The sequence below is a fragment of the Rhizobium pantanalense genome, assembly GCF_030182525.1.
In the GTDB taxonomy this organism is placed as follows: Bacteria; Pseudomonadota; Alphaproteobacteria; order Rhizobiales; family Rhizobiaceae; genus Rhizobium.
Window position 1 is genome coordinate 588,774 of sequence record NZ_JAQJCH010000001.1, and the last position, 26,060, is coordinate 614,833.

25 protein-coding genes are annotated in these 26,060 nt (G+C 59.3%); 12 read left to right on the plus strand and 13 right to left on the minus strand.

Translation table 11 applies throughout. The features are described from left to right. Positions 1 to 4: 4 nt before the first annotated feature. Together PH558_RS02820 and xylF are read right to left on the minus strand one after the other, a co-directional pair. Positions 5 to 1,318 (minus strand): sugar ABC transporter permease, encoded by a 1,314-nt coding sequence (locus PH558_RS02820; RefSeq protein ID WP_285202046.1) that lies wholly within the window; start codon positions 1,316 to 1,318, stop codon positions 5 to 7. 290 nt (positions 1,319 to 1,608) lie between these two features. Next, a complete protein-coding gene (xylF, locus tag PH558_RS02825; RefSeq protein ID WP_095435522.1) occupies positions 1,609 to 2,649 on the minus strand; it encodes a D-xylose ABC transporter substrate-binding protein in 1,041 nt (346 codons plus the stop codon). A gap of 223 nt (positions 2,650 to 2,872) precedes the next feature. Between xylF and PH558_RS02830 the strand changes: the two genes are divergently transcribed. After that, positions 2,873 to 4,114, plus strand: a complete 1,242-nt coding sequence (locus PH558_RS02830) for an ROK family transcriptional regulator (RefSeq protein ID WP_285202049.1) — start codon at positions 2,873 to 2,875, stop codon at positions 4,112 to 4,114. 70 nt (positions 4,115 to 4,184) lie between these two features. Here PH558_RS02830 and PH558_RS02835 read toward each other — a convergent pair whose 3' ends face one another. The 4 genes from PH558_RS02835 to iolG form a co-directional block, all read right to left on the minus strand. Further along, positions 4,185 to 4,808, minus strand: coding sequence for an ATP-dependent Clp protease proteolytic subunit (locus tag PH558_RS02835; protein ID WP_095435520.1), 624 nt, complete (start codon positions 4,806 to 4,808; stop codon positions 4,185 to 4,187). A 44-nt stretch (positions 4,809 to 4,852) separates the two neighbouring features. Further along, positions 4,853 to 5,212: an SRPBCC family protein gene (locus PH558_RS02840; RefSeq protein WP_095435519.1), complete on the minus strand. Its 360-nt coding sequence runs from the start codon at positions 5,210 to 5,212 to the stop codon at positions 4,853 to 4,855. Beyond that, complete coding sequence (locus PH558_RS02845; protein WP_285202051.1) at positions 5,209 to 5,523, minus strand: ArsR/SmtB family transcription factor; 315 nt, start codon at positions 5,521 to 5,523, stop codon at positions 5,209 to 5,211. Before PH558_RS02845 ends, PH558_RS02840 begins: the two co-directional genes overlap by 4 nt. Positions 5,524 to 5,676: 153 nt before the next feature. Then, a complete protein-coding gene (iolG, locus tag PH558_RS02850) occupies positions 5,677 to 6,669 on the minus strand; it encodes an inositol 2-dehydrogenase (RefSeq protein ID WP_095436330.1) in 993 nt (330 codons plus the stop codon). A 231-nt stretch (positions 6,670 to 6,900) separates the two neighbouring features. On the opposite strand from iolG, the gene PH558_RS02855 reads away from it, so the two are divergent. Continuing rightward, entirely contained in the window at positions 6,901 to 7,164 is a 264-nt protein-coding gene (locus tag PH558_RS02855) for a hypothetical protein (protein ID WP_095435517.1), read from the plus strand. Here the strand turns inward: PH558_RS02855 and PH558_RS02860 are convergent, their stop codons facing one another. Both PH558_RS02860 and PH558_RS02865 read right to left on the minus strand, forming a co-directional pair. Continuing rightward, on the minus strand, positions 7,165 to 7,632 hold the full coding sequence (locus PH558_RS02860) for a hypothetical protein (protein WP_285202055.1): 468 nt from the start codon (positions 7,630 to 7,632) through the stop codon (positions 7,165 to 7,167). Positions 7,633 to 7,698: 66 nt separating this feature from the next. After that, positions 7,699 to 8,706, minus strand: a complete 1,008-nt coding sequence (locus PH558_RS02865) for a LysR family transcriptional regulator (RefSeq protein ID WP_113408124.1) — start codon at positions 8,704 to 8,706, stop codon at positions 7,699 to 7,701. A gap of 275 nt (positions 8,707 to 8,981) precedes the next feature. Between PH558_RS02865 and chvE the strand changes: the two genes are divergently transcribed. The 8 genes from chvE to PH558_RS02905 all read left to right on the plus strand — a co-directional run bounded on the left by chvE (position 8,982) and on the right by PH558_RS02905 (position 18,099). Next, positions 8,982 to 10,046, plus strand: a complete 1,065-nt coding sequence (gene chvE, locus PH558_RS02870; RefSeq protein ID WP_069612777.1) for a multiple monosaccharide ABC transporter substrate-binding protein — start codon at positions 8,982 to 8,984, stop codon at positions 10,044 to 10,046. Between the two features lie 105 nt (positions 10,047 to 10,151). Further along, a complete protein-coding gene (mmsA, locus tag PH558_RS02875; RefSeq protein ID WP_095435514.1) occupies positions 10,152 to 11,690 on the plus strand; it encodes a multiple monosaccharide ABC transporter ATP-binding protein in 1,539 nt (512 codons plus the stop codon). Further along, positions 11,687 to 12,895, plus strand: a complete 1,209-nt coding sequence (gene mmsB, locus PH558_RS02880) for a multiple monosaccharide ABC transporter permease (protein ID WP_095435513.1) — start codon at positions 11,687 to 11,689, stop codon at positions 12,893 to 12,895. Before mmsA ends, mmsB begins: the two co-directional genes overlap by 4 nt. Positions 12,896 to 13,011: 116 nt before the next feature. Next, entirely contained in the window at positions 13,012 to 14,010 is a 999-nt protein-coding gene (gene araD1 / locus PH558_RS02885; RefSeq protein ID WP_285202060.1) for an AraD1 family protein, read from the plus strand. Positions 14,011 to 14,076: 66 nt separating this feature from the next. Next, the gene (locus PH558_RS02890) at positions 14,077 to 15,510 is read left to right on the plus strand and encodes an aldehyde dehydrogenase family protein (RefSeq protein WP_285202061.1); all 1,434 of its coding nucleotides are present in this window, start codon (positions 14,077 to 14,079) and stop codon (positions 15,508 to 15,510) included. A 62-nt stretch (positions 15,511 to 15,572) separates the two neighbouring features. Further along, positions 15,573 to 17,318, plus strand: a complete 1,746-nt coding sequence (gene araD / locus PH558_RS02895) for an L-arabinonate dehydratase (RefSeq protein ID WP_285202062.1) — start codon at positions 15,573 to 15,575, stop codon at positions 17,316 to 17,318. 128 nt (positions 17,319 to 17,446) lie between these two features. Further along, positions 17,447 to 17,692, plus strand: coding sequence for a type II toxin-antitoxin system Phd/YefM family antitoxin (locus tag PH558_RS02900; protein WP_095435510.1), 246 nt, complete (start codon positions 17,447 to 17,449; stop codon positions 17,690 to 17,692). Continuing rightward, a complete protein-coding gene (locus PH558_RS02905; protein ID WP_285202067.1) occupies positions 17,689 to 18,099 on the plus strand; it encodes a type II toxin-antitoxin system VapC family toxin in 411 nt (136 codons plus the stop codon). The genes PH558_RS02900 and PH558_RS02905 overlap by 4 nt, the downstream gene beginning before the upstream one ends. Positions 18,100 to 18,109: 10 nt before the next feature. On the opposite strand, the gene PH558_RS02910 is transcribed toward PH558_RS02905, so the two are convergent. Genes PH558_RS02910 through PH558_RS02920 form a run of 3 tightly spaced genes read right to left on the minus strand, consistent with a single transcriptional unit; the run spans position 18,110 to position 21,304 of the window. Beyond that, on the minus strand, positions 18,110 to 18,934 hold the full coding sequence (locus tag PH558_RS02910) for a transglutaminase family protein (protein ID WP_285202068.1): 825 nt from the start codon (positions 18,932 to 18,934) through the stop codon (positions 18,110 to 18,112). A gap of 12 nt (positions 18,935 to 18,946) precedes the next feature. After that, entirely contained in the window at positions 18,947 to 19,888 is a 942-nt protein-coding gene (locus tag PH558_RS02915) for an alpha-E domain-containing protein (protein ID WP_285202069.1), read from the minus strand. A gap of 6 nt (positions 19,889 to 19,894) precedes the next feature. Further along, positions 19,895 to 21,304 (minus strand): circularly permuted type 2 ATP-grasp protein, encoded by a 1,410-nt coding sequence (locus tag PH558_RS02920; protein ID WP_285202070.1) that lies wholly within the window; start codon positions 21,302 to 21,304, stop codon positions 19,895 to 19,897. 397 nt (positions 21,305 to 21,701) lie between these two features. Between PH558_RS02920 and PH558_RS02925 the strand changes: the two genes are divergently transcribed. Together PH558_RS02925 and PH558_RS02930 are read left to right on the plus strand one after the other, a co-directional pair. Continuing rightward, positions 21,702 to 22,595, plus strand: a complete 894-nt coding sequence (locus PH558_RS02925; protein ID WP_095435505.1) for a DMT family transporter — start codon at positions 21,702 to 21,704, stop codon at positions 22,593 to 22,595. Positions 22,596 to 22,823: 228 nt separating this feature from the next. Then, entirely contained in the window at positions 22,824 to 23,513 is a 690-nt protein-coding gene (locus PH558_RS02930) for a hypothetical protein (protein ID WP_285202071.1), read from the plus strand. Between the two features lie 179 nt (positions 23,514 to 23,692). On the opposite strand, the gene PH558_RS02935 is transcribed toward PH558_RS02930, so the two are convergent. Both PH558_RS02935 and PH558_RS02940 read right to left on the minus strand, forming a co-directional pair. Continuing rightward, on the minus strand, positions 23,693 to 25,381 hold the full coding sequence (locus PH558_RS02935) for a DEAD/DEAH box helicase (RefSeq protein WP_285202073.1): 1,689 nt from the start codon (positions 25,379 to 25,381) through the stop codon (positions 23,693 to 23,695). 329 nt (positions 25,382 to 25,710) lie between these two features. After that, on the minus strand, positions 25,711 to 26,025 hold the full coding sequence (locus PH558_RS02940) for a hypothetical protein (RefSeq protein ID WP_095435501.1): 315 nt from the start codon (positions 26,023 to 26,025) through the stop codon (positions 25,711 to 25,713). Positions 26,026 to 26,060: the final 35 nt, after the last annotated feature.

Below are 26,060 nucleotides of genomic sequence, written 5' to 3' on the forward strand. Positions count from 1 at the left end.
CCTTTTACTTGGCGCGCGAGCGATAGACGATGTCGAGCCAGACGGCGATGACGAGCACGACGCCGACCACGACGTTCTGGATCGGCGTATCGACATTGGCGAGCCCCATGCCCGATTGCAGCGACTGCATGACGAGGGCGCCGAGCATGGCGCCGGCGATGGTGCCGCTGCCGCCGGCAAGCGACGTGCCGCCGATGACGGCCGCGGCGATGGTGAAGAGTTCGTAGGTCGTCCCTTGCGAATTGGCGGCAGCGTTCAGGCGGGCGGTGGAGATAGCGGCGGCGACCGCCGCAAGCAAGCCCATCAGCCCGAAGATGCGCACCGTCACCCAGCGGGTCTTGATGCCGGCGAGCTCGGCTGCCTCCGGATTGCCGCCGATCGCGAAGACGTAGCGACCGAAGCGCAGGCGGGTGGCGATGAAGGTCATGATGATGCCGATGCCAACGGCGATCAGCACGGGCACGGCAATGCCGTAGGGGATATCGAGCCCGGTTTCCGGCCAAGGAATATTGTGTTCGGTCGCGTATTTCTTCGCGATGCCGACCGGCCAGTAGTAGATGTTGAACACATAGATGGTGCCGAGGACCAGGACCGAACCGAGAATGGCGAGGAAATATTCGGCCCAGAGTGGGCGGCGCGGGAAGTTGAAGCGCTTGCGCTGATGCCGCCCGCCGATGATGCCGAGCACGATGAAGACACAGGCGAGCACGCCGAGTATCCAGCTCCAGGTGGCGCCGATCGAGCCTTCGGCGCCGCCGCCCATGATGCGGAAAGTCGCATCGAGCGGGGCGACCGTCTGGCCGCTGGTGACATACCAGGCAAGACCACGCCAGGCGAGGAAGCCGCCGAGGGTGACGATGAAGGAGGGGACATTGAAGAAAGCGATGATCACGCCCTGGAAGGTGCCGAGCAGCGTGCCGACTGCGAGGCCGCAGATCAGGGTGATCGCCCAGGTCCAGGAACTGTCGAAGCCGAGATAGGTCGGCAGATATTTTGCCTGGACGACGCCCATCACCATGGCGACGAAACCGAGCAGCGAGCCGACGGAAAGATCGATGTTGCGGGTGACGATGACGAGCACCATGCCGGTGGCGAGCACGGCGATTTCGCAGGTCTGGACGGAAAGGTTCCAGAGATTTCGAGGCGTCAGGAACAGGCCGCCGGTATAAAGATCGAAGCCGATCCAGATGACCAGCAGTGCGCCGACCATGCCGAGCAGGCGGGTATCGATTTCCGTTGCACGCAGGAAGCGCGTGATGGCGCCTTCTTCTGCATTGCGCGGACCGCTCGATGTTGTGGAATGTGTCATGTCGGCCATCGCTTTGCCGTTCTCCCACTTGTTGGGCGCAGGCCCGCGAATGCTCTTTCTTGATCGCTGGGCAGTATCCGCGCTGGTCACAATAGACGTCATCGCTTGCCCATCCGGTGTCCCGGGTCCACGACCGCCATCCGGCAGGCCGATCGGATATGCGATGACGCAACACATGCGGGAGGCCTTCATTCCCATTCTGGGTTTGGTTGCGGGCCTCTCATCCGCATTCGACGCCGCAATGGAGAGCCCCTTGCGGCGTCGGCATTATCTTCGGGTCAGCCCGTCAAGCCGGGTGCTTATTTGCAGGCAGCGACGCTGCCGGCCTTGACGCCCTGGCAGGCTTCAGCCTTGGAGATCCAGCCTGCGTCGATGACGACGTTCAGGTTGTCCTTGGTGATCGGGATCGGGGTCAGGAAGACCGACTTCATGGCGACGTGCTTCGGGCCGCCGTTGAAGGTCTGAACGCCTTCGATCTGGTCCTGGGTCTTGCCGCCGGCAAGAGCGAGGGCGATTTCAGCGGCGCGCTTGCCGAGTTCGCGTGAGTCCTTCCAGACCGAAACGGTCTGCGTGCCGAGCGCGATGCGGTTCAGAGCGGCCTTGTCGGCGTCCTGACCGGAAACCGGCACGGAGCCTGCGAGGCCCTGGGCGTCGAGAGCAGCAACGGCGCCGCCGGCGGTGCCATCGTTGGAGGCGACGACCGCGTCAACCTTGTTGTTGTTGGCGGTCAGGAACTGCTCCATGTTGCGCTGCGCGTTCTGCGGCAGCCAGCCGTCCGTATAGGCTTCGCCGACGTTCTTGATCTTGCCGGCGTCGATGGCAGACTTCAGCACTTCGATCTGGCCGGAGAACAGGAAGTCGGCGTTCGGGTCGGACGACGAACCCTTGATGAAGACATAGTTGCCTTCCGGCTTTGCCTTCAGGACTTCGCGAGCCTGCATGCGGCCCACTTCCTTATTGTCGAAGGTGATGTAGAAGGCTGCCGGATTTTCGATCAGGCGGTCATAGCCGACAACCGGAATGCCTTCGTCGGCGGCCTTTTCAACGGCGGGGCCGATGGCATCGGAATCCTGGGCGAGAATGATGAGGGCGTTGGCACCCTGCGAAATCAGCGACTCGACATCGGTCAGCTGCTTGGAAGCGGACGACTGGGCGTCGGCGGAAATATACTTGGCGCCGGCGGCTGCAAGCGCTTTCTTGATGGCTGCTTCATCCGTCTTCCAACGCTCTTCCTGGAAGTTCGACCAGGAAACGCCGACGACGAGATCCTTGGCGAAGGCAGTGGTCTGCATAGTCAAAACGATGGCCGCGCCCGCAGCCAGCTTGATGAAAGCTTTCATGTGATCCTCCCGAGTGAATGCGACCGCACGTATCCTGAACTCCCGTCGGCCGCGGCGAAAATGCTGACAAGAAAAGCTTTGGACTTTTTTCTCGACAGTCGAGAAATTTAGTGTCAGAGATTTTTTCAGCTGTCAACACCCGCATCGCCAGGTTTCATCGGTCATCCGAAAAAGCTATCACGGGCTGCGGAGGAGGAGGGTTGAATGAGCAGGGAGTTCGCCGATGCTGGCCAAATCGAGCACCGAATTGGTCCGTCAAAAGAACAGCGCTTTGGTCCTGTCGGCGCTGCGCCGGCATGGCCCGCTTGCCCATACCGAGCTTTCTGATTTCACGAAGCTCTCCTCCGCGACCGTATCGGTCATCACGGCGGATCTCGAGCGGGCGCAGATCATCGAAAAGGCGGAGCAACAGGCGGCCGGCGGCCGGGGGCGGCCGCGCGTCCTGTTTTCGCAACGGCGCGATTGCGGCTATCTGATCGTCGTCGTCATCTCGTCGGATGCCGTGCAATATTCGCTCGTCGATTATACCGGTCGGCTGATCGACCGCTTTACCGAGGACAGGCAACAGAACGCTACGGGTGTCGAGAGTTTCGTGGCCGGATTGCGCGATGCCCTAAACCGGATCGTCACCCGCTCGCAATTGCCGCGCGACAAGGTGCTGATGATCTCGATCAGCAGCAAGGGGCTCGTCGGTGCTTCGGAGCCAGTGCTGCGCTGGTCGCCGATTTTCGGGCGCGAGGAAATCGATTTCGCTGCCGTACTTCGCGACGAGTGGTCGGCGCAGATCATTCTCGGCAACGAGACTTTGCTGGTGGCTGCCGCGCTCGGGCGGCAGGAAGAAATCGATACGCGTGGTGATTTTCGCGCAATGGCGGCGCTATCGCTCGGCCATAGCATCGGGCTTGGTATCGTACGCCGAGACCATGAAGGCCATCACCAGATATCGGCACCGAATTTCGGGCATATGATGCATGTGCCCGGCGGCGGCCTTTGCCGCTGCGGCGCGCGGGGATGTATAGAGGCGTATGCCGGTTTCTACGCCATGCTGCGCACGGCCTTCGATGTGCCGCTCGATACGATCCCGGCGAAGTTCGTGCCGATCGCCGAGCTCGACAAGATCGCCGCGAGCGCGCGCCACGGCGGGCGCCGCAATGTACTGGCCTTCCGCCAGGCGGGCCTGGCGCTCGGCAATGGCCTTTCGCGTGTCTTGAGCCTGCACGAGCGGATGCCGATCGTCATCACTGGTCCCGGCGTACGCTACTATGATCTGCTGATCGAGGGCATAACCGAAGGTTTGGCGGAATCGCATGTCGTGCGCATGGAGGGTATGCCGGAGCTGCGAGTCATCGTCGACGAGCCAACGCTCGTCTTCGAAGGGCATCTGGACCGCGCATTCTCGATCATCGACAATGATATCGTGAAGAGGGGAGGCTCGATCGTGGAGCTGCGCGACCAAGCGGGCTGAGAGGCGTGAGGACAGGGCAAGGCTTAGCAATGCGCTTGGCCGTAGGGGTCGTCATTTTAATCAATCTGCATCAATCTGCCAGGCCTAAAGGCTGTTCGTCTTCGCGGACCTGAAGGATACGGTCGATCAGCCCCCATTCGAGAGCTTCTTCCGCCGTCATGAAGTGGTCGCGGTCCATGGCGCGTTCGAACTCTTCATAAGAGCGGCCACAATGCTCGGCATAGAGTCGCGTCATGCGATGCTTCGTTCGCCTCATTTCTTCCGCGTGGATAAAAATGTCCGATGCCTGTCCCTGGAAACCGCCCAATGGCTGGTGAATATGGATGCTGGCATTTGGAAGCGCGGAGCGCTCACCCGGCTGGCCTGACATCAAGAGGAAAGAGCCCATCGAACGAGCGGTTCCCATGCATAGCGTATGCACCGGCGCGCGGATGTAACGCATGGTGTCATACATTGCGAGACCGCTGGTCACGACGCCACCGGGCGAATTGATGTAGAGATGGATCGGTCTCTTGGGATTTTCGGCTTCGAGAAACAGCAGTTGCGCGCAGACGAGAGCTGAGACGTCGTCGTTGACCTCGCCATTCAGGAAGATGATTCTCTCGCGCAGCAGGCGGGAATAGATGTCGAAAGATCGCTCCCCTCTGCTGGACTGTTCGACGACCATAGGGACGAGTTGCATCGCTTCGCGCATCGGCGAACTCCAATGTTCTTGAAATTGTTGATCTATTCAGAGCGTCAGGCGGCGCGCATGACGGTCAGGCTGTTATTGTTTGCTGCAGCTCTTTCCGTTTCGCGAATCCGAACGTCATCGAGCTCGTGGATGATCCGCAGGCTGGTGCCACCGCTTGCGTTTGAAGATATTCTGAAAGTCACAGTGCTTTCGAGGAAGGGCGGTGCGTCGTCTCGCAGCCTGTAGCTGACTTCCTTGCCGGGCGTGACCGATATCGCCTCGGGATTGGCCAAGGCCTCCTGCGGCAGCCAGTTTTGGCGAAGCTCAGAGGTGCTGATTGCACGCCAGACTTTTTGCGGCGCTTCGTCGAGTTGGTATTCCAGCTCGATGCCGTTCTTTCGCTCGGGGATCTCGGGATTGTTCATTGATCCATATCCTTCAGCAACACCTTGAGAGCTTGGATGCGGGCGGGCCAGTATGCGCGGTATTTCGCCAGCCACTGGGCGATGAGGGCAAGTCCCTCCGGATCGACCTCGTAATTCACGAAACGCCCCTGTCGTTCTTCCCTGACCAGCCCGGCATTCCGCAGAACCGCCAGGTGCTGCGACATCGCCGGTTGGCTGATGTCAATACCTTCACGCAGGGCGCTGGCATTCATGCCGCCTGCCGCCAGCTTCTCGAAGATGGCGCGTCGCGTCGGATCGGCCAAGGCCCGGAATATCTCGTTCTCCATCATGAGAACAGATAAGCATGGACTTATGTGATTCGCAAGGGATTTCCATCGAAGCCTCTTCGGGAGCTCCAGATTGTGCGAAAGAAAAAGTCCGCCGCAAATGGAGATCGCGGCGGACTTTTGGGAGGATCGCATTCCTTGAGGAATGGAGACGGCTCAGTCGATCTTGATCAGGCGGCCTTCCTTGACGGACTGCAGGGCGGCATCCGCCAGCTTCAGTGCGGCAAGACCATCGGCGCCCGATGGTGTGATGGCGACGCCCTTTTCGACCGCGGCGATGAAGCTCGCGATCTCGTTGGCATAGGCTTCGGTGTAGCGGGTCATGAAGAAATCGTGCAGCGGCGGGCGGGTGTAGCCATCGCCGTTTGCGACTTCGATCGAAAAGGGGCGCTGGTTTTCGGCCGATACCAAGCCCTTCGAGCCATGGATCTCGATCCGCTGGTCGTAGCCGTAGGTGGCCCGGCGCGAGTTGGAGATAACAGCCTGCTTGCCGGATGCCGTCTGCAGGATGACCGAAACGCTATCGTAATCATCGGCTTCGCCGATCGCCTTGTCGACGAGGACTGCGGCGGTTGCGGTAACGGCGACCGGCTCTTCGCCGAGCAGGAAGCGGGCCATGTCGAAGTCATGAATCGTCATGTCGCGGAAGATGCCGCCGGAGCGTTTGATGTAATCGACAGGCGGGGCGCCCGGATCGCGCGAGGTGATCGTCACCATCTCCACGGTGCCGATGCGGCCTTCGTCGATCGCCTTCTTCACGGCCATGAAATGTGGGTCGAAGCGACGGTTGAAGCCGACCATCAGCTTGCCCTTGGTTTCCTCGACAACCTTGATGCAAGCCTTCACGCGGGCGACGTCGAGATCGATCGGCTTTTCGCAGAAGACGGCCTTGCCGGCGCGCGAAAAGCGCTCAATCAGATCGGCGTGGGTATCGGTCGGCGTGCAGATGACGACGGCATCGATATCCTTGGCGGCCTCGATCGCCTCAATGGTGCGGACTTCGCAGCCATAGGCGGCGGATATGGCTTCCGCAGCCGCGGGAAACGCATCCGCAACGGCGACGAGCTTGGCGTTGGCATCGCCGCTGACGGCTTTCGCATGCACCTTCCCGATGCGTCCGGCGCCGAGCAGACCAAATCTGACAGTCATTCTTACCTCCCTGAATTCGGAATAAATGGACCGAATATAAATCTCTATGGAATTTTCATTCCATTTTCCGGTGGCGGCGTCAAGCCGCCTGGACTTCACAATTCTCAAAATCACCGTTCGATGCCGGCTTAGCCGAAATCCGCCCGCGAAACCTTATTTTATCTGGACGGCTTCACAATTTTCGTGGGGATGCGCTAAAGACATGTCTTCTTACACAGGCAGAAGAAACCCATGCAACTGATCGATCCCAGCCATCCCATCTACAAGCCGCTTTGGGTGCGCATTCTCATCGTGGCTGTCTGCTTTGGCTGGGCAGCGGTGGAAACGCTGGGCTCGCAGCCATTCTGGGCGATGCTGTCGGGTGCGCTCGGCGCCTATTCGGCCTGGATGCTGCTCCTGAATTTCAAGCCGCAACCGCCTGAAGCCGCAAGCGAAGCCCGGCCGCAAGAGGACGCTGCTGAGGATGATGAGCCATCCTCTGACGACAAGAAATAATTATCGTCTGAGGCGACGTATGGCTTCATCGATCAGCTGATTGGCGAGCGTCATACGGATCGTCGCCTGTTCGCGGAAGAGAGCGGCGACGCTGTCCGGATGATTGGCCTTGGCGAAACTGCGGCGTTTTTCCTGCAGGGCTTCGCGTGTGAGGTCGGAGGTAATTGCGAGCTCGGCGGCAACTTCTTCCCGCGATGTTCGTGCCAGATGTTCTGGCATGATCGGCGGCTCCGGCTTTTGCGGAGCGGGTTCAGGCTCCAATTCAGGCAACATGATGGGGTCGCCGAGGTTGTCGCGGTAGGCTTCGTCAGGCCGATGGGCGTCCGGTGTCTCTCCGCCCAGCACCGTTGCGGCAAAGCTGACGTTCAGGCCGCGGATGCGATGCGCGGCCTCTTCCTCTTCCGCGGGTTCCTCTTCGCTATCGAGGCGATCGAGCACGGATTGAAACAATGATTGCTTGAACAGCATGCGTGGTCTCCACACCAAGCTTCATAGGAGAGGAAGTTGGCGCGGAGCTTATGGCTTGCATGTATGTTATGTCAGCGAGAGATGCCGGCTCTCTTCCAGGATCATGTCGTGCAGCAGCCGCGCGCTCGGCGGCATGGCGCGTTCACGGGCGGTGATGAGGCTATAGGGCCTGACGTCGATATCGAAATCGATCGGCAGGATGGAGGATTCGCCGGCCTGGGACGTCTGCCCGCAGATGAATTGCGCCATGTCGAGCGCAATCGGTGCGATCGCATCCGTCTTGCAGACGACCGCAAGCGTCAGAAGCAGAGACGAGGTGTTGACGACGTTTTCGGGCAGGGGCACGCCGGCGGCGAGAAAAATGTCTTCCACCTTGCGGCGAAGCAACGTGCCCGGCGGTTGGAATACCCAGTCGTAACCGGCCAGATCGTGCAGGCTGGCTACACCTTTTTCAAGCAGCGGATGCCCGTTGCGGACCACCAGGCAGGCTTTCTCGACGCCGATCTCATGGGCAGTGAACAGACGCGGATCGAGATCGTCCGGGATGCGGCTGATGATGAAGTCATGGCGGGCCGCCAGCAGCTCGCGGGCGAGCACATTGCTGTTCTCGACCTCGATATTGATCTCTATGCCGGGATAGGTGCGCGTCACACGCTGGATCGCCGGAACGACAAGGCTGATCGCCGGCGCGGTCACCGCCCCCAGAAAGACCGAGCCGCCCTTGCCAGTCCGCAAGGCGCCAAGCTCCCGGCCTGCCTCGCGCAGCTCCAACAGGATCTTGCGCGCCCGCTTGGCCAAAGCGAGGCCGAAAGGGGTCAACACGACGCCTCTGGCGACGCGCTCGTAAAGCGGGCTTTTGACAATCGACTCCATTTCTGAGAGCATGCGTGAAGCCGCAGGTTGTGACATATTCATGGACTCAGCGGCGGCGGATATTTGCCCGTGATCCTCGATCGTGACGATCATGCGCAGGTGATTGAGCTTCAAACCGGCTTTCAACAACGCATCGTCGCGAAAATTGTCGGAATGAATCTCAATGCCATCGCTCACATAATCGTTATATATTTTCTCCATAACGGCCAATTTTCCCCTTCATCGGCAAAAAAGTACTATTTTTTAACATTATACCAAACTTGGTATATGTTTAGCCAGTTATTCTATTTGACAGTTATACGAAATCGTACGAGTTTGCCGATTGTGCGCTGGGTACAGCTCATAAACCGTGAGAGCGTGGAGGAGACCTACTTCGTTTCTCACAATTAGAAGTAAATCATTCCTTCTACGGAACCTGCCGCAGTTTCGGGCGGGCATTTTTTGTCCGCCGCATTAATTCAACAAGGGAGAGAGTAATGAAATCCATTATCTCATTGATGGCCGGCGCTGCGTTCGGCGTCGCTACGCTGGTGGTACCTGCCTTCGCGGCGGACAAGGGCACGGTAGGCATCGCCATGCCGACCAAGGCTTCGGCTCGCTGGATCGATGACGGCAACAACATCGTCAAGCAGCTCCAGGCTGCGGGTTACGGCACCGACCTGCAGTACGGCGACGACGACATTCCGAACCAGCTCTCGCAGATCGAGAACATGGTCACCAAGGGCGACAAGGTCCTCGTCATCGCTTCGATCGACGGCACCACGCTGTCCGACGTTCTGCAGAAGGCTCACGATGCCGGCATCAAGGTCATCGCCTATGACCGCCTGATCCGCAACAGCCCGAACGTCGACTATTATGCGACCTTCGACAACTTCAAGGTCGGCGTCCTGCAGGCAAACTCGATCGTCGACGCTCTCGGCCTCAAGGATGGCAAGGGCCCGTTCAATATTGAGCTGTTCGGCGGTTCTCCGGACGACAACAACGCCTTCTTCTTCTATGACGGCGCAATGTCGGTCCTGAAGCCGTACATCGACAGCGGCAAGCTGGTCGTAAAGTCCGGCCAGATGGGCATGGACAAGGTCGGTACGCTGCGTTGGGACCCGGCAACGGCCCAGGCTCGCATGGACAACCTGCTGTCGGCCTACTACACCGACGCTCATGTCGATGCCGTTCTGTCCCCGTATGACGGCCTGTCGATCGGCATCCTCTCCGCGCTCAAGGGCGTCGGCTACGGTTCCGGCGGCGTGAAGCTTCCGATCGTCACCGGTCAGGACTCCGAAATCCCGTCGGTCAAGTCGATCATTGCCGGCGAGCAGCATTCGACGATCTTCAAGGACACCCGTGACCTTGCCAAGGTTACCGTCAACATGGTCAACGCTCTGATGGAAGGCAAGACGCCTGAAGTCAACGACACCAAGACCTACGACAACGGCGTCAAGGTTGTTCCGTCCTACCTGCTGACCCCGGTCGCAGTCGACAAGACCAACTACGAGAAGGTCCTCGTTGAGGGCGGTTACTACAAGGCTGACCAGCTGAAGTAATTTTTCAATAGACCGGTCAGGGCTCGCTGAAAGGCGGGCCCTGGCTTTCATATTTAAGACGATCGCGCGGTCTGCTATGTTCAGTCGTGGCGTTGGATTTGGACAATGGACAATACCATTCTCGAAATGCGGAACATCACCAAGTCGTTCCCCGGTGTGAACGCCTTGGAAAATGTCAATCTGAAAGTCCGTCAGGGCGAGATCCATGCCTTAGTTGGCGAAAACGGGGCCGGCAAATCCACCCTGATGAAGGTGCTTTCAGGCGTTTATCCGGCCGGCACCTATGAAGGCGACATCTACTACGATGGCGGGGTCCGCCAATTCAAGACGATCAGGGATTCCGAAGACATCGGCATCATCATCATCCATCAGGAGTTGGCGCTCGTTCCGCTTCTGTCGATCGCCGAGAACATTTTCCTGGGCAATGAGGTCGTAGCCAATGGCATGATCAATTGGCAGGAGACTTTTAGCCGGACCAAACAACTCCTTTCCAAAGTGGGCCTCAAGGAATCTCCGAATACGCTCGTGACCGACATCGGTGTCGGCAAGCAGCAGCTCGTCGAGATCGCCAAGGCCCTGTCGAAGAGCGTCAAGCTGCTCATTCTTGACGAGCCGACGGCATCGCTGAATGAAAACGACTCCGATGCGCTCCTCAATCTCCTCATGGAGTTCCGTAACCAAGGCATCACGTCGATCATCATCACGCACAAGCTCAACGAAGTGCGCAAGGTGGCCGATCAGATCACGGTGTTGCGCGACGGCATGACGGTGAAGGCGCTGGACTGTCACGAGGAAGAGATCAGCGAAGACATCATCATTCGCAACATGGTCGGCCGTGAGCTGGCGGATCGCTACCCGCCGCGTTCGGTTCCGATCGGCGAAACGATCTTCGAAGTGAAGAACTGGAATGCCTTCCACCAGCAGCATCGCGATCGCCAGGTCCTGCACAATATCAACATCAATGTGCGCAAGGGCGAAGTGGTCGGCATTGCTGGCCTGATGGGCGCGGGCCGTACCGAATTCGCCATGAGCGTCTTCGGCAAGTCCTATGGCCACAAGATCAGCGGCGAAGTCTTCCTGGACGGCAAACTGGTCGACACCAGCACGGTGCGCAAGGCGATCGATGCCGGTCTTGCCTATGTGACCGAAGACCGCAAGCAGCTCGGCTTGGTTCTGACCAACAGCATCCTGCACAACACGACGCTTGCCAATCTGCTTGGCGTTTCCAAGGCGACCGTCATCGACGACGTGCGCGAGCTGCAGGTGGCGACGAACTATCGCTCCAAGCTGCGCATCCGTTCGGCCGGCGTCTTCCAGGAAGCGGGCAACCTCTCCGGCGGCAACCAACAGAAAGTGGTGCTGTCGAAATGGCTGTTCTCGGACCCGGACGTCCTGATCCTCGATGAGCCCACACGCGGCATCGACGTCGGCGCCAAATACGAAATCTATTCCATCATCAACCAGCTTGCCGCCGACGGAAAGGGCGTTCTGATGATCTCATCGGAAATGCCCGAGCTTCTCGGTACCTGCGACCGCATCTACGTCATGAACGAGGGTCGAATTGTTGCCGAACTGCCGAAGGCAGAGGCAAGCCAGGAGAGTATCATGCGCGCTATCATGCGCTCAGGGGAGAAGCATCAATGAGTTCGGCCAACCCAGCCACGGAAAGCAGCCACGTCGTTTCAATCGGCGACCATATCCGCAACAACATTCGTGAATACGGCATGTTGATCGCGCTCGTCGTCATCATGCTGCTGTTTCAGTACTTGACGAACGGCGTTCTCTTTAGGCCGCAGAACCTGACCAACATCGTCCTGCAGAATTCGTTCATCGTCATCATGGCGCTTGGCATGCTGTTGGTCATCGTGGCCGGCCATATCGACCTTTCGGTCGGCTCCGTTGTCGGCTTTGTCGGGGCGGTTGCGGGCGTTCTGGTCGTGCAGATGCACATGAATCTTGCGCTCGCAACGGTCATTTGTCTGCTGATGGGTGCTGCGGTCGGCGCCTGGCATGGCTATTTCATCGCGTATCACCGCATTCCGTCGTTCATCGTGACGCTGTCAGGCATGCTGGTTTTCCGTGGGCTGACCTATACGATCATCAACACGACCGGCAACGGCAGCAGCATCGGTCCGTTCCCGCCGGCGTTCCAGATCGTCGCAACAGGCTTCATTCCGGATTTCGTCGATTTGGGCGGCATCCATTCGACATCGATGTTGCTGACAGTTGCCATTCCGATCGTGATGTTCTTCCTGTCATGGCGTCGCCGCAGTGTGAACGAGAAGCATGGCATCGATGTCGAGCCGTTCAGCTTCTTCGTCGCCCAGAATCTGGTGGTTGCTGCCGCCGCCATCTTCATCGGCTATCAGATCTCCTCCTACAGGGGCTTGCCGAATGTTTTGGTTCTCATGCTGCTTTTGATCGCGCTCTATAGCTTCGCGACACAGCGCACGACGATCGGCCGCCGCATCTATGCCATGGGCGGCAATGAGAAGGCGACGAAGCTCTCAGGTATCGATACCCGCCGCCTGACCTTCTACACCTTCATCAACATGGGCATCCTGGCGAGCATCGCCGGCATCATCATCGCGACGCGCCTGAATTCGGCAACCGCAAAGGGCGGTGACGGCCTCGAACTCGACGTCATCGCAGCCTGCTTCATCGGCGGCGCTTCGGCCTCCGGCGGCGTCGGCAAGGTGACGGGTGCCGTTATCGGCGCTTTGATTATGGGCGTGCTGAACCAGGGCATGTCGATCCTCGGATACCAGACGGACTCCCAGAAGATGATCAAGGGTGCGGTTCTGCTCGCCGCCGTGTTCATCGACGTCTACAACAAGAACAAGGGTTGATCGTTTAGCGATCAACCCAGCTTTTAAAACCAAATCTATGACAGAGTCCGGCTCTCGCTGAGAGCCGGAACGGGAAACTGCATCCGATCTCTGTCTGTTAGGAAAGGATGAAAGACATGCTCATCTCGCAGATCAAGGGTTCGAACGGCGAGATCGTCGTTGCGGTCCGCAACGGACCCGGCGAAGCTGCCAAGGCTGTCGTCAATGGTGGCAGCGTCTACAAGCTTGCGATCGAAGCTGCCGATAGCGGCAAGTCCCTCGCTTCAGTCATCGAGGCCCATGGTCTCGGCGAGGCGATCGATCTCGAAAAAGCCTATGCAGAGGGCCGTTTCCTGCCGCCGATCACGCATCCAGATGCAGCTCACCTGCACCTGACGGGCACCGGCCTGACGCATCTCGGCTCTGCCGCGACGCGTGATTCCATGCACAAGAAGACGACGGAAGCAGCCGAGGAGACGCTGACCGACTCCATGAAGATGTTCAAGATGGGCATCGAGGGCGGCAAGCCGAAGGCAGGCGAGAAAGGCGTGCAGCCCGAGTGGTTCTACAAGGGCAACGGCTATGGCGCTGCAGCCCCGGGTGCGGCACTCGTATCTCCATCCTTCGCGCTTGATGGCGGCGAGGAGCCGGAAATGGCCGGCATCTATGTCATCGCCAAGGATGGCACGCCGTTCCGTATCGGATTTGCGCTGTCGAACGAGTTTTCCGATCACGTCACCGAGCGGATCAACTATCTCTATCTCGCCCATTCCAAGCTGCGTCCGGCAAGTTTCGGCCCGGAAATCCGCGTCGGTGTTGCGCCAGAAGATATTCGCGGCACGTCCCGCATCAAGCGTGGCGACAAGGTGATCTTCGAGAAGCCGTTCCTGTCGGGCGAAGCGAACATGTCGCATACCTTCGCGAACCTTGAATATCACCACTTCAAGTACGGCATCTTCCGCGTTCCAGGCGATGTGCATGTCCACATGTTCGGCACTGCGACGCTTTCGTTTGCCGAAGGCATCAAGCCGGAAGTCGGTGATGTCTTCGAAATCGAAGTTGGGGAATTCGGACTGCCGCTACGCAATCCGCTGGCGATCGATGCCGAGGAGAATGTGGCTGTTCGCCAGCTGTAATGCATCGAGCCCGGCCGCAAGGGATCGGCCGGGCATCTTTAATACGATCCAGGAAGGCATGACGCCATGACCATTCATCAGAACTTGATCGCCGGGGAGTGGACGGGGACGAACGGCACCGAGAACATCAACCCGTCGGATACGAACGAGGTCGTCGGCCTCTATGCGAGCGCAAGCGCGCAGGACGTCACGGATGCGATCGCTGCTGCGAAGGCTGCTTTTCCGGCCTGGTCGCGTTCCGGTATTCTGGAGCGCCACACGATTCTGAAGAAGGCCGGCGACGAGATCCTGGCGCGCAAGGACGAGCTCGGCGCGCTGCTCGCCCGCGAAGAGGGCAAGACGCTTCCGGAGGCGATCGGCGAGACGATCCGCGCCGCGCAGATCTTCGAATTCTTTGCCGGCGAGGCCTTGCGTCTGGCAGGCGAGGTGGTGCCTTCCGTGCGCCCGAACATCGGCGTCGAGATCACCCGCGAGCCGCTTGGTGTCATCGGCATCATCACGCCCTGGAACTTCCCGATCGCCATTCCCGCCTGGAAGATCGCGCCGGCGCTCTGCTACGGCAACACCGTCGTCTTCAAGCCGGCCGATCTCGTTCCCGGCTGCTCATGGGCGATCGTCGATATTCTCCACCGCGCCGGTCTGCCGAAGGGTGTCTTGAACCTCGTCATGGGTAAGGGCTCTGTCGTCGGTCAGGCAATGCTCGATAGCCCGGTTCTTTCGGGGATCACCTTCACCGGCTCGGTCGGCACGGGCAAGCGCGTGGCGCTGTCGTCGGTCGAGCACGGCCGCAAGTACCAGCTGGAAATGGGCGGCAAGAACCCGATGGTGGTGCTTGACGATGCTGACTTGACCGTCGCTGTCGAGGCGGCTGCCAACTCGGCTTTCTTCTCGACCGGCCAGCGCTGCACGGCCTCGTCGCGCCTGATCGTCACCGAGGGCATTCACGACAAGTTCGTGGCGGCGCTGACGGAAAAGCTGAAGACGCTGAACGTCGATAACGCGTTGAAGTCGGGCACGCATATCGGCCCGGTCGTCGATGCCAAGCAGCTGAAGACGGATACCGACTATATAGAGATCGGCCGGCAGGAAGGCGCCAAGCTTGCCTTCGGCGGCGAACTCGTCAACCGTGACACACCCGGCTTTTACCTCCAGCCGACTTTGTTCACGGAAGCGACGAACCAGATGCGCATCAGCCGCGAAGAAATCTTCGGCCCGGTTGCTTCCGTCATCCGCGTTAGGGATTACGAGGAAGCCTTGGCAACGGCCAACGACACGCCATTCGGCCTGTCCTCGGGCATTGCTACGACGAGCCTGAAGCATGCGACGCATTTCAAGCGCAATGCGGAAGCGGGCATGGTGATGGTCAACCTGCCGACGGCGGGCGTCGACTTCCACGTACCGTTCGGCGGCCGCAAGGGCTCGTCCTTCGGTCCGCGCGAGCAGGGCAAATATGCCGCCGAATTCTTCACTACCGTCAAGACGGCTTACACGCTCGCCTGATCATCGATTTTAAAGCCCAGGCGCGAACGAGGCGGCCTGGGCGACGCAAAGGGTACTGAGACATGAAAAAGAAAGCTGAATGGCCGCGCAAGCTGCGCTCCTACGACTGGTTCGGCGGCACCGGCAAGAACGCGATCATGCATCGCTCCTGGATGAAAAACCAGGGCCTGCCGGCCGATACGTTCGACGGCCGTCCGATCATCGGCATCTGTAACACCTGGTCGGAGCTGACGCCCTGCAACGCGCATTTGCGTGATCTTGCAGAGCGCGTGAAGCGCGGTGTCTACGAAGCGGGCGGTTTCCCGGTCGAATTCCCTGTCTTCTCCGTCGGCGAAAGCACGCTGCGCCCGACCGCGATGATGTTCCGCAACCTCGCGGCCATGGATGTCGAAGAGGCGATCCGCGGCAACCCGGTCGATGGCGTCGTGCTGCTCGGCGGCTGCGACAAGACCACGCCGAGCCTGCTGATGGGTGCGGCGTCCGTCGACATTCCGGTCATCCTCGTTTCCGGTGGCCCGATGCTGAACGGCAAGTGGCGCGGCAAGGATGTCGGTTCCGGCACGGCGATCTGGCAATTCTCCGAAATGGTGAAATCCGGCGAGATGTCGCTGGATGAATTCATGGATGCGGAGCAGGGCATGGCTCGCTCGGCTGGTAGCTGTATGACCATGGGTACGGCTTCGACCATGGCGTCGATGGCCGAAGCGCTTGGCATGACGCTCCCCGGCAATGCAGCGATCCCGGCCGTGGATGCTCGTCGCCGCGTCATCTCGCAGCTTTCAGGCCGCCGTATCGTCGACATGGTCAAGGAAGACCTGAAGCCTTCGGATATTCTGACCAAGGAAGCCTTCGAAAACGCGATCCGTGTCAATGGCGCCGTCGGCGGCTCGACGAATGCCGTTCTGCACCTGCTGGCGCTTGCCGGTCGCGTCGGCGTCGATCTATCGCTGGACGATTGGGATCGTCTTGGCCGCGAAGTGCCGACGATCGTCAACCTGCAGCCGTCGGGCAAGCACCTGATGGAAGAGTTCTACTATGCCGGCGGCCTGCCTGTCGTCATCAAGGCGGTTGGCGAGATGGGCCTGCTGCACAAGGACGCCATCACCGTCACCGGCGATACGATCTGGGCCGGTGTCAAGGATGTCGTCAACTACAATGACGACGTGATCGTGCCCCGCGAGAATGCATTGACGCAGTCGGGCGGCATCGCCGTCCTGCGTGGCAACCTGGCACCGAAGGGTGCGGTCTTGAAGCCGTCGGCCGCTTCGCCACATCTGATGCAGCACAAGGGCCGCGCCGTCGTCTTCGAAAGCATCGAGGACTATCACGCCCGCATCAACCGCGACGATCTCGATATCGACGAGAACTGCATCATGGTGCTGAAGTATTGCGGCCCGAAGGGTTATCCGGGCATGGCCGAAGTCGGCAATATGGGCCTGCCGCCGAAGGTACTGAAGAAGGGCATCACCGACATGATCCGCATCTCCGATGCGCGCATGTCCGGCACAGCCTATGGCACGGTCATCCTGCATACGGCTCCGGAAGCCGCCGATGGCGGCCCCCTGGCGCTGGTCCAGAACGGCGACATCATCGCCGTCGACGTTCCCGCCCGCACCATCCAGCTCGAAGTGTCGGATGAGGAACTGGCAAAGCGCCGCGCGGCCTGGGTTTCCCCGGTCAAGCCGCTCACCGGCGGTTACGGCGGCCTCTATGTGAAGTCGGTCATGCAGGCCGACACTGGCGCCGACCTGGACTTCCTCGTCGGCCAGCGCGGCTCGGAAATCCCGAACAACCGCGACAGCCATTGAGATTGGTGTCTGGAGTTTGATAGGGGCGGGGCGAAAGCTCCGCCCTTCTTCATTCCCGCACTTTAGGGTATTGACCGTCTCGCTTTAGATGACCATATTTTATGTACATCTGTACGGGAGTTGTGCCCATGTCTGTCAAATCTGTCGGTGCCGCCGAATTCAAAGCGAAATGCCTTCATCTGATCGATCAAATGGGCAATGACGGAGAGCCCATTATCATTACGAAGCGTGGAAAGCCGGTCGCTTTGTTGGCCCCCGCGCCGGAGAAATCAAATCGCCCCAGTATCATCGGCGCGATGAAGGGCACTGTTCTCCAATATGACGATCCGTTTCTGCCTGTTGTCGATGCTGAAGAATGGGATGCGACGCATTGATCGTCATCGATACGCACGTTCTGATCTGGGTTATGCATGACGATCCGAGGCTGAACGCTCGGGCTCGTGAACTTATCGATGAAACGACGGCGCGCAGTCGCATTCTGATCTCAGCGATTACTCCTTGGGAAATCGCCATGCTTGCTGAGAAGGGACGCATCGCACTTGGTGACGACGTCAGCCGTTGGCTCGGTACAGCACTCGCCTTGCCCGGTTTGGAGCTAGCTTCCATAGAGCCACAGATCGCGGTGGATGGCGTTCGGCTGCCGGGAGAATTTCATGCCGATCCGGCTGACCGGATTATTGTGGCGACAGCACGCTTTCACCGTATTCCGCTACTGACAGCCGATGATGCAATTCTTCGCTATGGCGGCAAAGGCCATGTCGAGGTTTTCTCGGCAGGGTAAATTATGCCTGTCAGCTTTGACTCTGGCTCTGGCTTTGCCCTTGGCTCGCTACCGTCACTTTGACCATAAGAGTTTCGCCCGGCGTGCCGATCCGCATGCCGGAAACGGGAGCGGCATCCCGATAGCATAGGCCGGTCGCGATGCGGACATAACGGGCATCGGGGCAGACATCGTTGGCCGGATCGAAGCCGACCCAGCCGAGGCCGGGGATATGTGCCTCGGCCCAGGCATGCGTCGCAGCCTGTTCGTTCTTGCCTTCCATCATCAGATAGCCCGAGACGTAACGGGCAGGGATCTGCAACGCACGGGCGCCGGCGAGGAAGATATGGGCGTGGTCTTGGCAGACGCCGCTCTTGGCTTCCAGTGCCTGTTCCGCCGTCGTCTCCGTATTGCTGGTGCCCGGCTTATATTCCACGGTCTCGTGGATCGCTTTCATCAGTGCATGCATCCTGCTGAGCTCGTTGTCGCCGGAAACGCCGCGCAACAGCTCCTTCGTCAGCCTGCCTGCCTTGGTACGCGGCGATTCCCGCAGGAAAAGCCAGAGCGGACTGAATCCCTGATGCAGCCCGACAACGCCGTTGAGGTCCTGCGTCTCGACTTCGCCTGAGGCAATGATCTTCGTTGCGTCCTGCTGTCCGTCGAGGGACACCAGCGTGGCGCGATTGCCGAACTGGTCGTCATATTCCACCTCGGGCTTGGCGCCTTCGACCGAGAGTTTCCAGTCGATGACCGTCTGTCCAACGCCCGTCAGCGGCGTCAGGTGCAGCCGCTGCAGCGAAAATTGCGCCGGCTCGTCGTAGCGATATTCCGTGATATGGCTGATCGTCAGTTTCATGATATCGCCCGCCTATTCGTAGAACCGGTAGCCGTCGGAGATTTCGGCGCCCAACTGATTGTTGCGTGCGACGAAATCCTCGAGGAACTCATGCAGGCCCTGATCCATAATGCGCTTAATCGTCAGCTTTTGCAGCGACTTGCGGATGGCTTCCGCCGTATCGTGCGCCGGCAGCTTTTTTTCATATTCGGCGCTGAGATAACCGATATTGCTGACGATCTTCTCATAGCAATAGGCGAGCGAACGCGGCATCTGCCCATTGAGGATCAGGAAGTCGGCAATGTTCGCCGGCTTGTACTCCGGATCATAGGCCCATTTATAGGCCCGGTGCGCCGAAACGGATCGCAAGATCGATTCCCATTGCGCATTGTCGAGCGAGGAGCCGACATGCGAGACGGACGGCAGCAGCACGTAATATTTCACGTCGAGGATGCGGGCCGTGTTGTCGGCGCGCTCGATGAAGGTGCCGATGCGGGCGAAGTTATAGAGTTCATTGCGCAGCATCGAGCCGTGGAAGGCGCCGCGGATGAGGCCCGCCCGCTGCTTGATGACGTCGATCGTCTCAGGCAGCTCGGCCGTCTTCAGCTTCTTGCCGAGCAGCGACTTCAGCTCGATCCAGCATTCGTTGGTCGCTTCCCAGGTGTCGCGGGTCAGCGCCGTGCGCACCATGCGGGCATTGTTGCGGCCATATTCGATGCAGGACATGACGCTCGATGGATTGGAGCGGTCCCGCATCAGATAATCGATTGCGTCGGTCCCGGTCAGCTTGTTGTGCACTTCATTGTAGGCCTCGCGCACGCCGGCGCTTTGCAGGACGCCATCCCAATCGTCGTCGACCGCGTCGCTGCGCGTCAGCGACATGCGCTGGCCGGCGTCGACGAGGCGGGCTATGTTCTCGGCGCGCTCGATGTAACGGAACATCCAGTAGAGGCCATTCGCGGTTCTTCCCAGCATGTCCGATCAGTCCTCCAGAACCCAGGTATCTTTGGTGCCGCCGCCCTGGCTGGAATTGACCACCAGCGAGCCTTCCTTCAGCGCCACGCGGGTCAACCCGCCGGGGATGATCCGCACCTTGTCGGAGACGAGGACATAGGGCCGCAGGTCGACATGCCGCGGCGCAATGCCTTTGTTGACGAGGATCGGCACGGTCGAGAGCGAAAGGGTTGGCTGCGCGATGTAGTTGTTTGGCTTGCTCTTGAGCTTCTCGGCAAAGGCCGCCCGCTCCCTCTTCGTGGCCGTCGGCCCCACAAGCATGCCGTAGCCGCCTGAGCCGTGGACTTCCTTGACGACGAGATCGGCGAGATTATCGAGCACATATTGCAGGCTGTCTGGCTCGGAACAGCGCCAGGTCGGGACGTTCTCGAGGATCGGCTTGCGGCCGGTGTAGAATTCGACGATCTCGGGCATGTAGGAATAGATCGCCTTGTCGTCGGAAATGCCGGTGCCGGGCGCATTGGCGATGGTGATGTTGCCGGCTCGGTAGACATCCATGATGCCGGGGATGCCGAGCGCGGAATCCGGACGGAAGGTCAGGGGATCGAGGAAATCGTCGTCGACGCGGCGGTAGAGCACGTCGATCGCCTCATAGCCACGTGTCGTGCGCATCTTCACCTTGCCGTCGATGACGCGCAGATCGGAGCCTTCCACCAGCTCCACGCCCATCATGTCGGCGAGGAAGGAATGCTCGTAATAGGCGGAGTTATAGATGCCCGGCGTCAGCACGGCGACGCGCGGCTTACCAGTGCAGCCGGGAGGGGCGAGCGATGCCAGGCTTTGGCGTAGCAGCAGCGGATAGTCCTCGACGCGCTGCACTTTGTTCTGGTGAAACAGTTCGGGGAACATCTGCATCATCGTTTCGCGGTTTTCCAGCATGTAGCTGACGCCGGACGGTGTGCGTGCGTTATCCTCGAGCACATAGAACTGGTCTTCGCCGGTGCGCACGATGTCGGTGCCGACGATGTGGGTGTAGACGCCGCCCGGCGGACGGAAGCCGATCATCTCGGGCAGGAAGGCAACGTTCTTCTCGATCAGTTCGCGCGGGATGCGGCCGGCGCGGATGATTTCCTGCTTGTGGTAGATGTCGTCGAGAAAGGCGTTGAGGGCGATGACCCGCTGTTCGATGCCCTGGGCGAGCTTGCGCCATTCGCGGCCTGATATGATGCGGGGGATGATGTCGAAGGGGATGAGCTTTTCGGAGGAGTCGGCGTGTCCGTAGACCGCGAAGGTAATACCCGTCTTTCGGAAGATGGTTTCCGCATCGCGGGATTTGGCAATGAGGTGGCCCCTGTCCTGGCCTGAGTACCACTCGAAGTATTTCTCGTAAGGCGCGCGCGGACTTTCATCCGCAGTAATCATTTCATCAAATGCCAAAGGTGCGGTCCCCGTGTTTTTACCCATTTGAATACAACGGTTTTTACAATGCAAGAACTATGCGCAGTTGCCATCGCGAATTTCGCAACATCGAAAAATGCCGGATTTACAGGCATTTAAGAGTAATAGAGTTGTTGCCTGCCGGCTCTTGCCGCAATGTTTGGATCAAAATTTGAGCATCTGCTTCTTTTGCGGACTGGACGTCTGGGTGGTGGCTAAGGTTTCTGAAACCACGGCGGTGGTTGGCCGGACCTGAAGAAAAATTGATCGCTGTTTTCAGCAGATCGATTTTGACCGTACAGCCGCCATCGGCTATCAGCCTTCAACCCCTCCGCGCGACACCCAGAGTCGACCAGGATTCCGGATCCTAAGCGCCACATATATCGGTCCGATTCCCATGTCCCTCGATAAACTTGCGCCCGCGATTTTTGTCCTTCTCTGGTCCACCGGCTGGATCGTCGCCAAATATGCTTCGCTGCATGCAGGCCCTTTCACCTTCCTGATGATCCGCTACAGCCTGTCGGCTGTTGCTTTCGTGCTGCTCTGTTCGATCGTCGGCGCCCGGTGGCCGCGCGACTGGTCGAGCGTGTTCCGGGCCGTCTATTCCGGAATTTTCCTGCATGGCATCTATCTGGCGGGCCTTTGGTGGGCGATTGCCGAGGGCGTGCCGGCCGGCATTTCCGGCATCATTGCGGCGCTGCAGCCGCTGATGACTGCCATGGCCGCACCGCTTCTCGTCGGCGAGCGGCTGCGGCCGATCCAGAAGGTTGGCCTTCTTCTCGGTTTCCTCGGCATTGCCATCGCGATCTCGCCGAAACTCTTGGCGACGGATACTGCCAATCTCTGGCAATCGGCGGTGCCGCTCGTCGTCAATCTATTGGCTATGGTCTCGGTGACTTATGGCACGCTCTATCAGAAGCGGCACCTGCAGACCGGCGACCTCAGAACCATTGCGACCTTGCAATATGTCGGCGCGCTGATTGTGACCGTTCCCTTGGCCTTCATTTTCGAAGGCCTGCGCTTCGACGGCACGCAGACGGCGATCCTGTCGCTGCTCTGGTCCGTCTTCGGCCTGTCCATGGGCGCCGTCGGTCTGCTGCTCTATCTCATCCGCCGCGGGCAGGTGTCGCGCGCCGCATCGCTGATCTACCTGATGCCGCCCGCCGTCGCCATTGAGGCCGCCATCGCCTTCGGGGAGCCGCTGACGCTGCCGATCATCGTTGGTACGGTGATTGTGGTGATCGGCGTTTACCTCACCAATCGGCGTCAGGCGGAAGTCGTGCCGGAATAGCGGATTAACGAAAGCTTTCTGTTCTCGGCGACGAAGAACTCCCCTGCTAATAAAGGTACGTTTGAGACGGCAGAATCGGCCTTGCTGGCATGGTATTCGCCTATTTCGCTAAGAAGAGATCGTCATCTCTTAGGATCTATACAATTGGATGATGATGTCTCTTGCGGTGCTGTACCTTTTTTAGCTTTGAAGCAATAATTGTGCTTTCATATTGTTTCAGAGGAAAAAATGAAGCGGAAAGCAGTGAAATGGAGGTCGATACTCCGAGACTATACGATCATTTTATCCATTTTAATCGCAGCAGGGGCTCTTGCCGTACTGGCCCCAGCGATCGGCCTACCTTGGATTATCGGTCCGCTCCCGCTCATTGCAACTATATGGACAGCCTATGGCTATATGAAGGGTCTAGTATACAAAAGGATGAGCGACAGTGCTCGCATACTGTGTTCGTTTCTGCTGCCGATCGGTGTTTTTTCGGTTCTGGGAGAGTTGGTATTTTGGGAGCATAATATCCGGCTGTTGATAGTCTTTTCCCAGATACTTTCAGGGTTAAGTTGTTGTGGTCTGTTGTTGTTGGCCAACTATGTAGTGTCTGGGTCTATATTTGCAACTGATTATACAATGGTAAATCGAAATGTATATGAAGTTGATCGTGGTAATATTCGTATTAAGGCGATTAAAATTATAATAATGTGCAACATTATCATTGTTGCCTTTGATTATTTCGTCTTCAACTTTGATTTGAACAGCAAATGTACAGGCAAGTGTCGAGGTTACGAAGTCCTGATCGGACAGAAGACGCATGTTTTTGCTAATTTGTATACGTCATCCCTCTTCGGCTCGGTGTTGATCATGGGTATTATCGGCGGAGTTTCGCTTTTGTATCGATCTCTCATCGCGCGAAAGCTCAGTTCATGAATGGAACATGGCAGGTATAGACAGGGACGAAGATTCGCTCTAGCGAGCCATATTCAGCATGAGATTAGCTCCGTACGATGGGGCTGAAGAAGTTACAATGAACGCTCCAAAAACGGCTTTACGCTAGATGGTACATTGGGATTAGAAAAAGGGGGCCAATCGGCCCCCTTTGAACTTTATCAAGCACGTTCGCGGCGCTGGCCGCCATTGCCTGGGCCACGACGCTTCATGCGGCCGTTGCCGCCATTGCGCTGTTCGCCCTGTGCGCCGCGTTCTTCGTTGTGGCGGCCTGCGGGGCGGCCATGGGAATGTCGCTGGCCGCGATGGGCTCCGCCCTCATGCGCGGCACCGTTGCCGTTGGACTGGCCGTTGTGCTGCTTGCGAGCGGGGCGGAAATCCGAGGTCGAGGCGAGGTCGTTGTCGGGTTCCTGACGCGGCGTCGGTTCGTTGCGACGCTGGCCACGGAAATCGGCATTGCGATTGCTTTCTCGCTGCGGGCGATCGTTGCGGGGGCGGCGATCCTGGCGATCGCTAGCCTCGCCGTTTTCCTTGTCGAAGAACGGACGGCGGGCCGGACGTTGCGGGCGGCCTTCGCCGCGCTCGCGTCCCTGGCCATTCTGCCCTCTGCCCAGGCCGCCATTGTTCTGGCCACCACGACCCTTGCCGCGAACGGGACGGCCGCGATCGGCCGGGGCTTCGCCACTGGCAACGGCGATCTCGATCCCCATCAGGCGCTCGATGTCACGCAGCAGGCGGATTTCATCGGGGGCACAGAAGGCTATGGCGATGCCATCGCGGCCGGCGCGCGCCGTGCGGCCGATGCGGTGAACATATGCATCCGGTACTTCCGGCAGATCGAAGTTGTAGACGTGCGAAACGCCGGGGATGTCGATGCCGCGGGCGGCAACGTCGGTCGCGACGAGAACACGGACATCACCGTCGCGGAAGCCCTTGAGCGCGCGCTCGCGCTGACCCTGGCTCTTGTTACCGTGAATGGAGGCAGCCGCGAAGCCGACGTGATCGAGGTGCTTCATCAGCTTCTCGGCGCCGTGCTTGGTGCGCAGGAAGACGATGGCACGGCCATCCGGATTGGCAGAGATCGTTTCCTTAAGGATTTCGGTCTTGTGGTTCTGGCCGGCGACGAAGTGGACATATTGCTCGACCTTGTCGGCTGCCTTGCCCGGAGGAGAGACTTCGACCTTGACCGGATTGGTCAGGTAGTCGGAAGCGAGATCGGCGATCGCCTTCGGCATGGTTGCCGAGAAGAGCAGGGTCTGGCGCTTGGCCGGAACGAGCTTGGCGATCTTGCGCAAGTCGTGGATGAAGCCGAGATCGAGCATCTGGTCGGCTTCGTCGAGAACGAGATGGGTGACATGGCCGAGGGAGAGGGCACGGCGATTGATGAGGTCGAGGAGGCGACCCGGTGTCGCGACGAGGATATCGGTGCCGCGCTCGAGTTGAAGCTGCTGTTTGTTGATTGACGCGCCACCGACCACAAGGTTGATGCGCAGCGGCGACTTGCGCACAAAGAGCTTCAGATTGTCGGCGATTTGGTTCACCAGCTCGCGGGTTGGGGCGAGGATCAGCGTGCGGACGGTGCGGTTGTCGGGACGCTTGGCTTCCTTCAGCAGCATCTCGATGATCGGGAGGCCGAAAGCGGCTGTCTTGCCGGTGCCGGTCTGGGCGAGGCCGATGAGATCGCGGCCCTGGAGAACGAGCGGGATCGCCTGTGCCTGGATCGGCGTCGGCGTAGCGAAGTTGTTCTGCGACAGTGTATCAACGATCTGCTTGGAGAGACCAAGCGAGTGAAAATCGGTCAATTCAATACCTTTCGGGGGCGCCACAGAAAATAGGCCGGGTCGCACCATGCGGTCCGGTCTGTCTGTGGCGTCAAGAACCCCGCGTGAAGTGGGAACTTGTAAGTTGGAAATAGCTTTCCAGCGCATCCGGCCACAGCACCTAGCGCGGCCTCATTCATAAAAGCGCTTTTGTCCCTCTCTTGCGTACAGATTGTCCCGCAGGGCACGCTCACGCGGCGGCCGGAAGGTGAAAGCTGAGGCGCATTTGGTCTTAAACGCGGCGAATGTCAAGAGGTGTAAGCGAAAGCTCTTTCATCAGGCGTACAAAAATGCCGCCGAAATCCGGCGGCATCCGAGATCTGATAAGGGTGCATGCCCTCAATCAGCGATTGCTGATCCTAGCGGCAAACCTCCACGCGATAAGGACGGCCCCAGCCATCGTGACGCCATGCCCAATAGCAGCTGGGGTAGGGGCGTACATAGACGCGCTCGTAGACCGGGCCATCATAGTAGGCCGGATATGCCGGGTAATAAGCGGGGTAGGCCGGACGCGCAGCCCCGGCTACCAAAGCGCCGCCGACGACACCCGCGGCGAGACCGCCGAAGAAGGCGCCGCGGTCGGAGGCGCTGGCAGTGGTGGTGGTTACGGCGGCGGCGCTGCCAAGCGTCAGCGCGATCAAACCGGCCGTCGTTAATGTGCGAAGCACAGACATTGACATCCCTTTCCCAAAAACACGGGGCTTCCAGC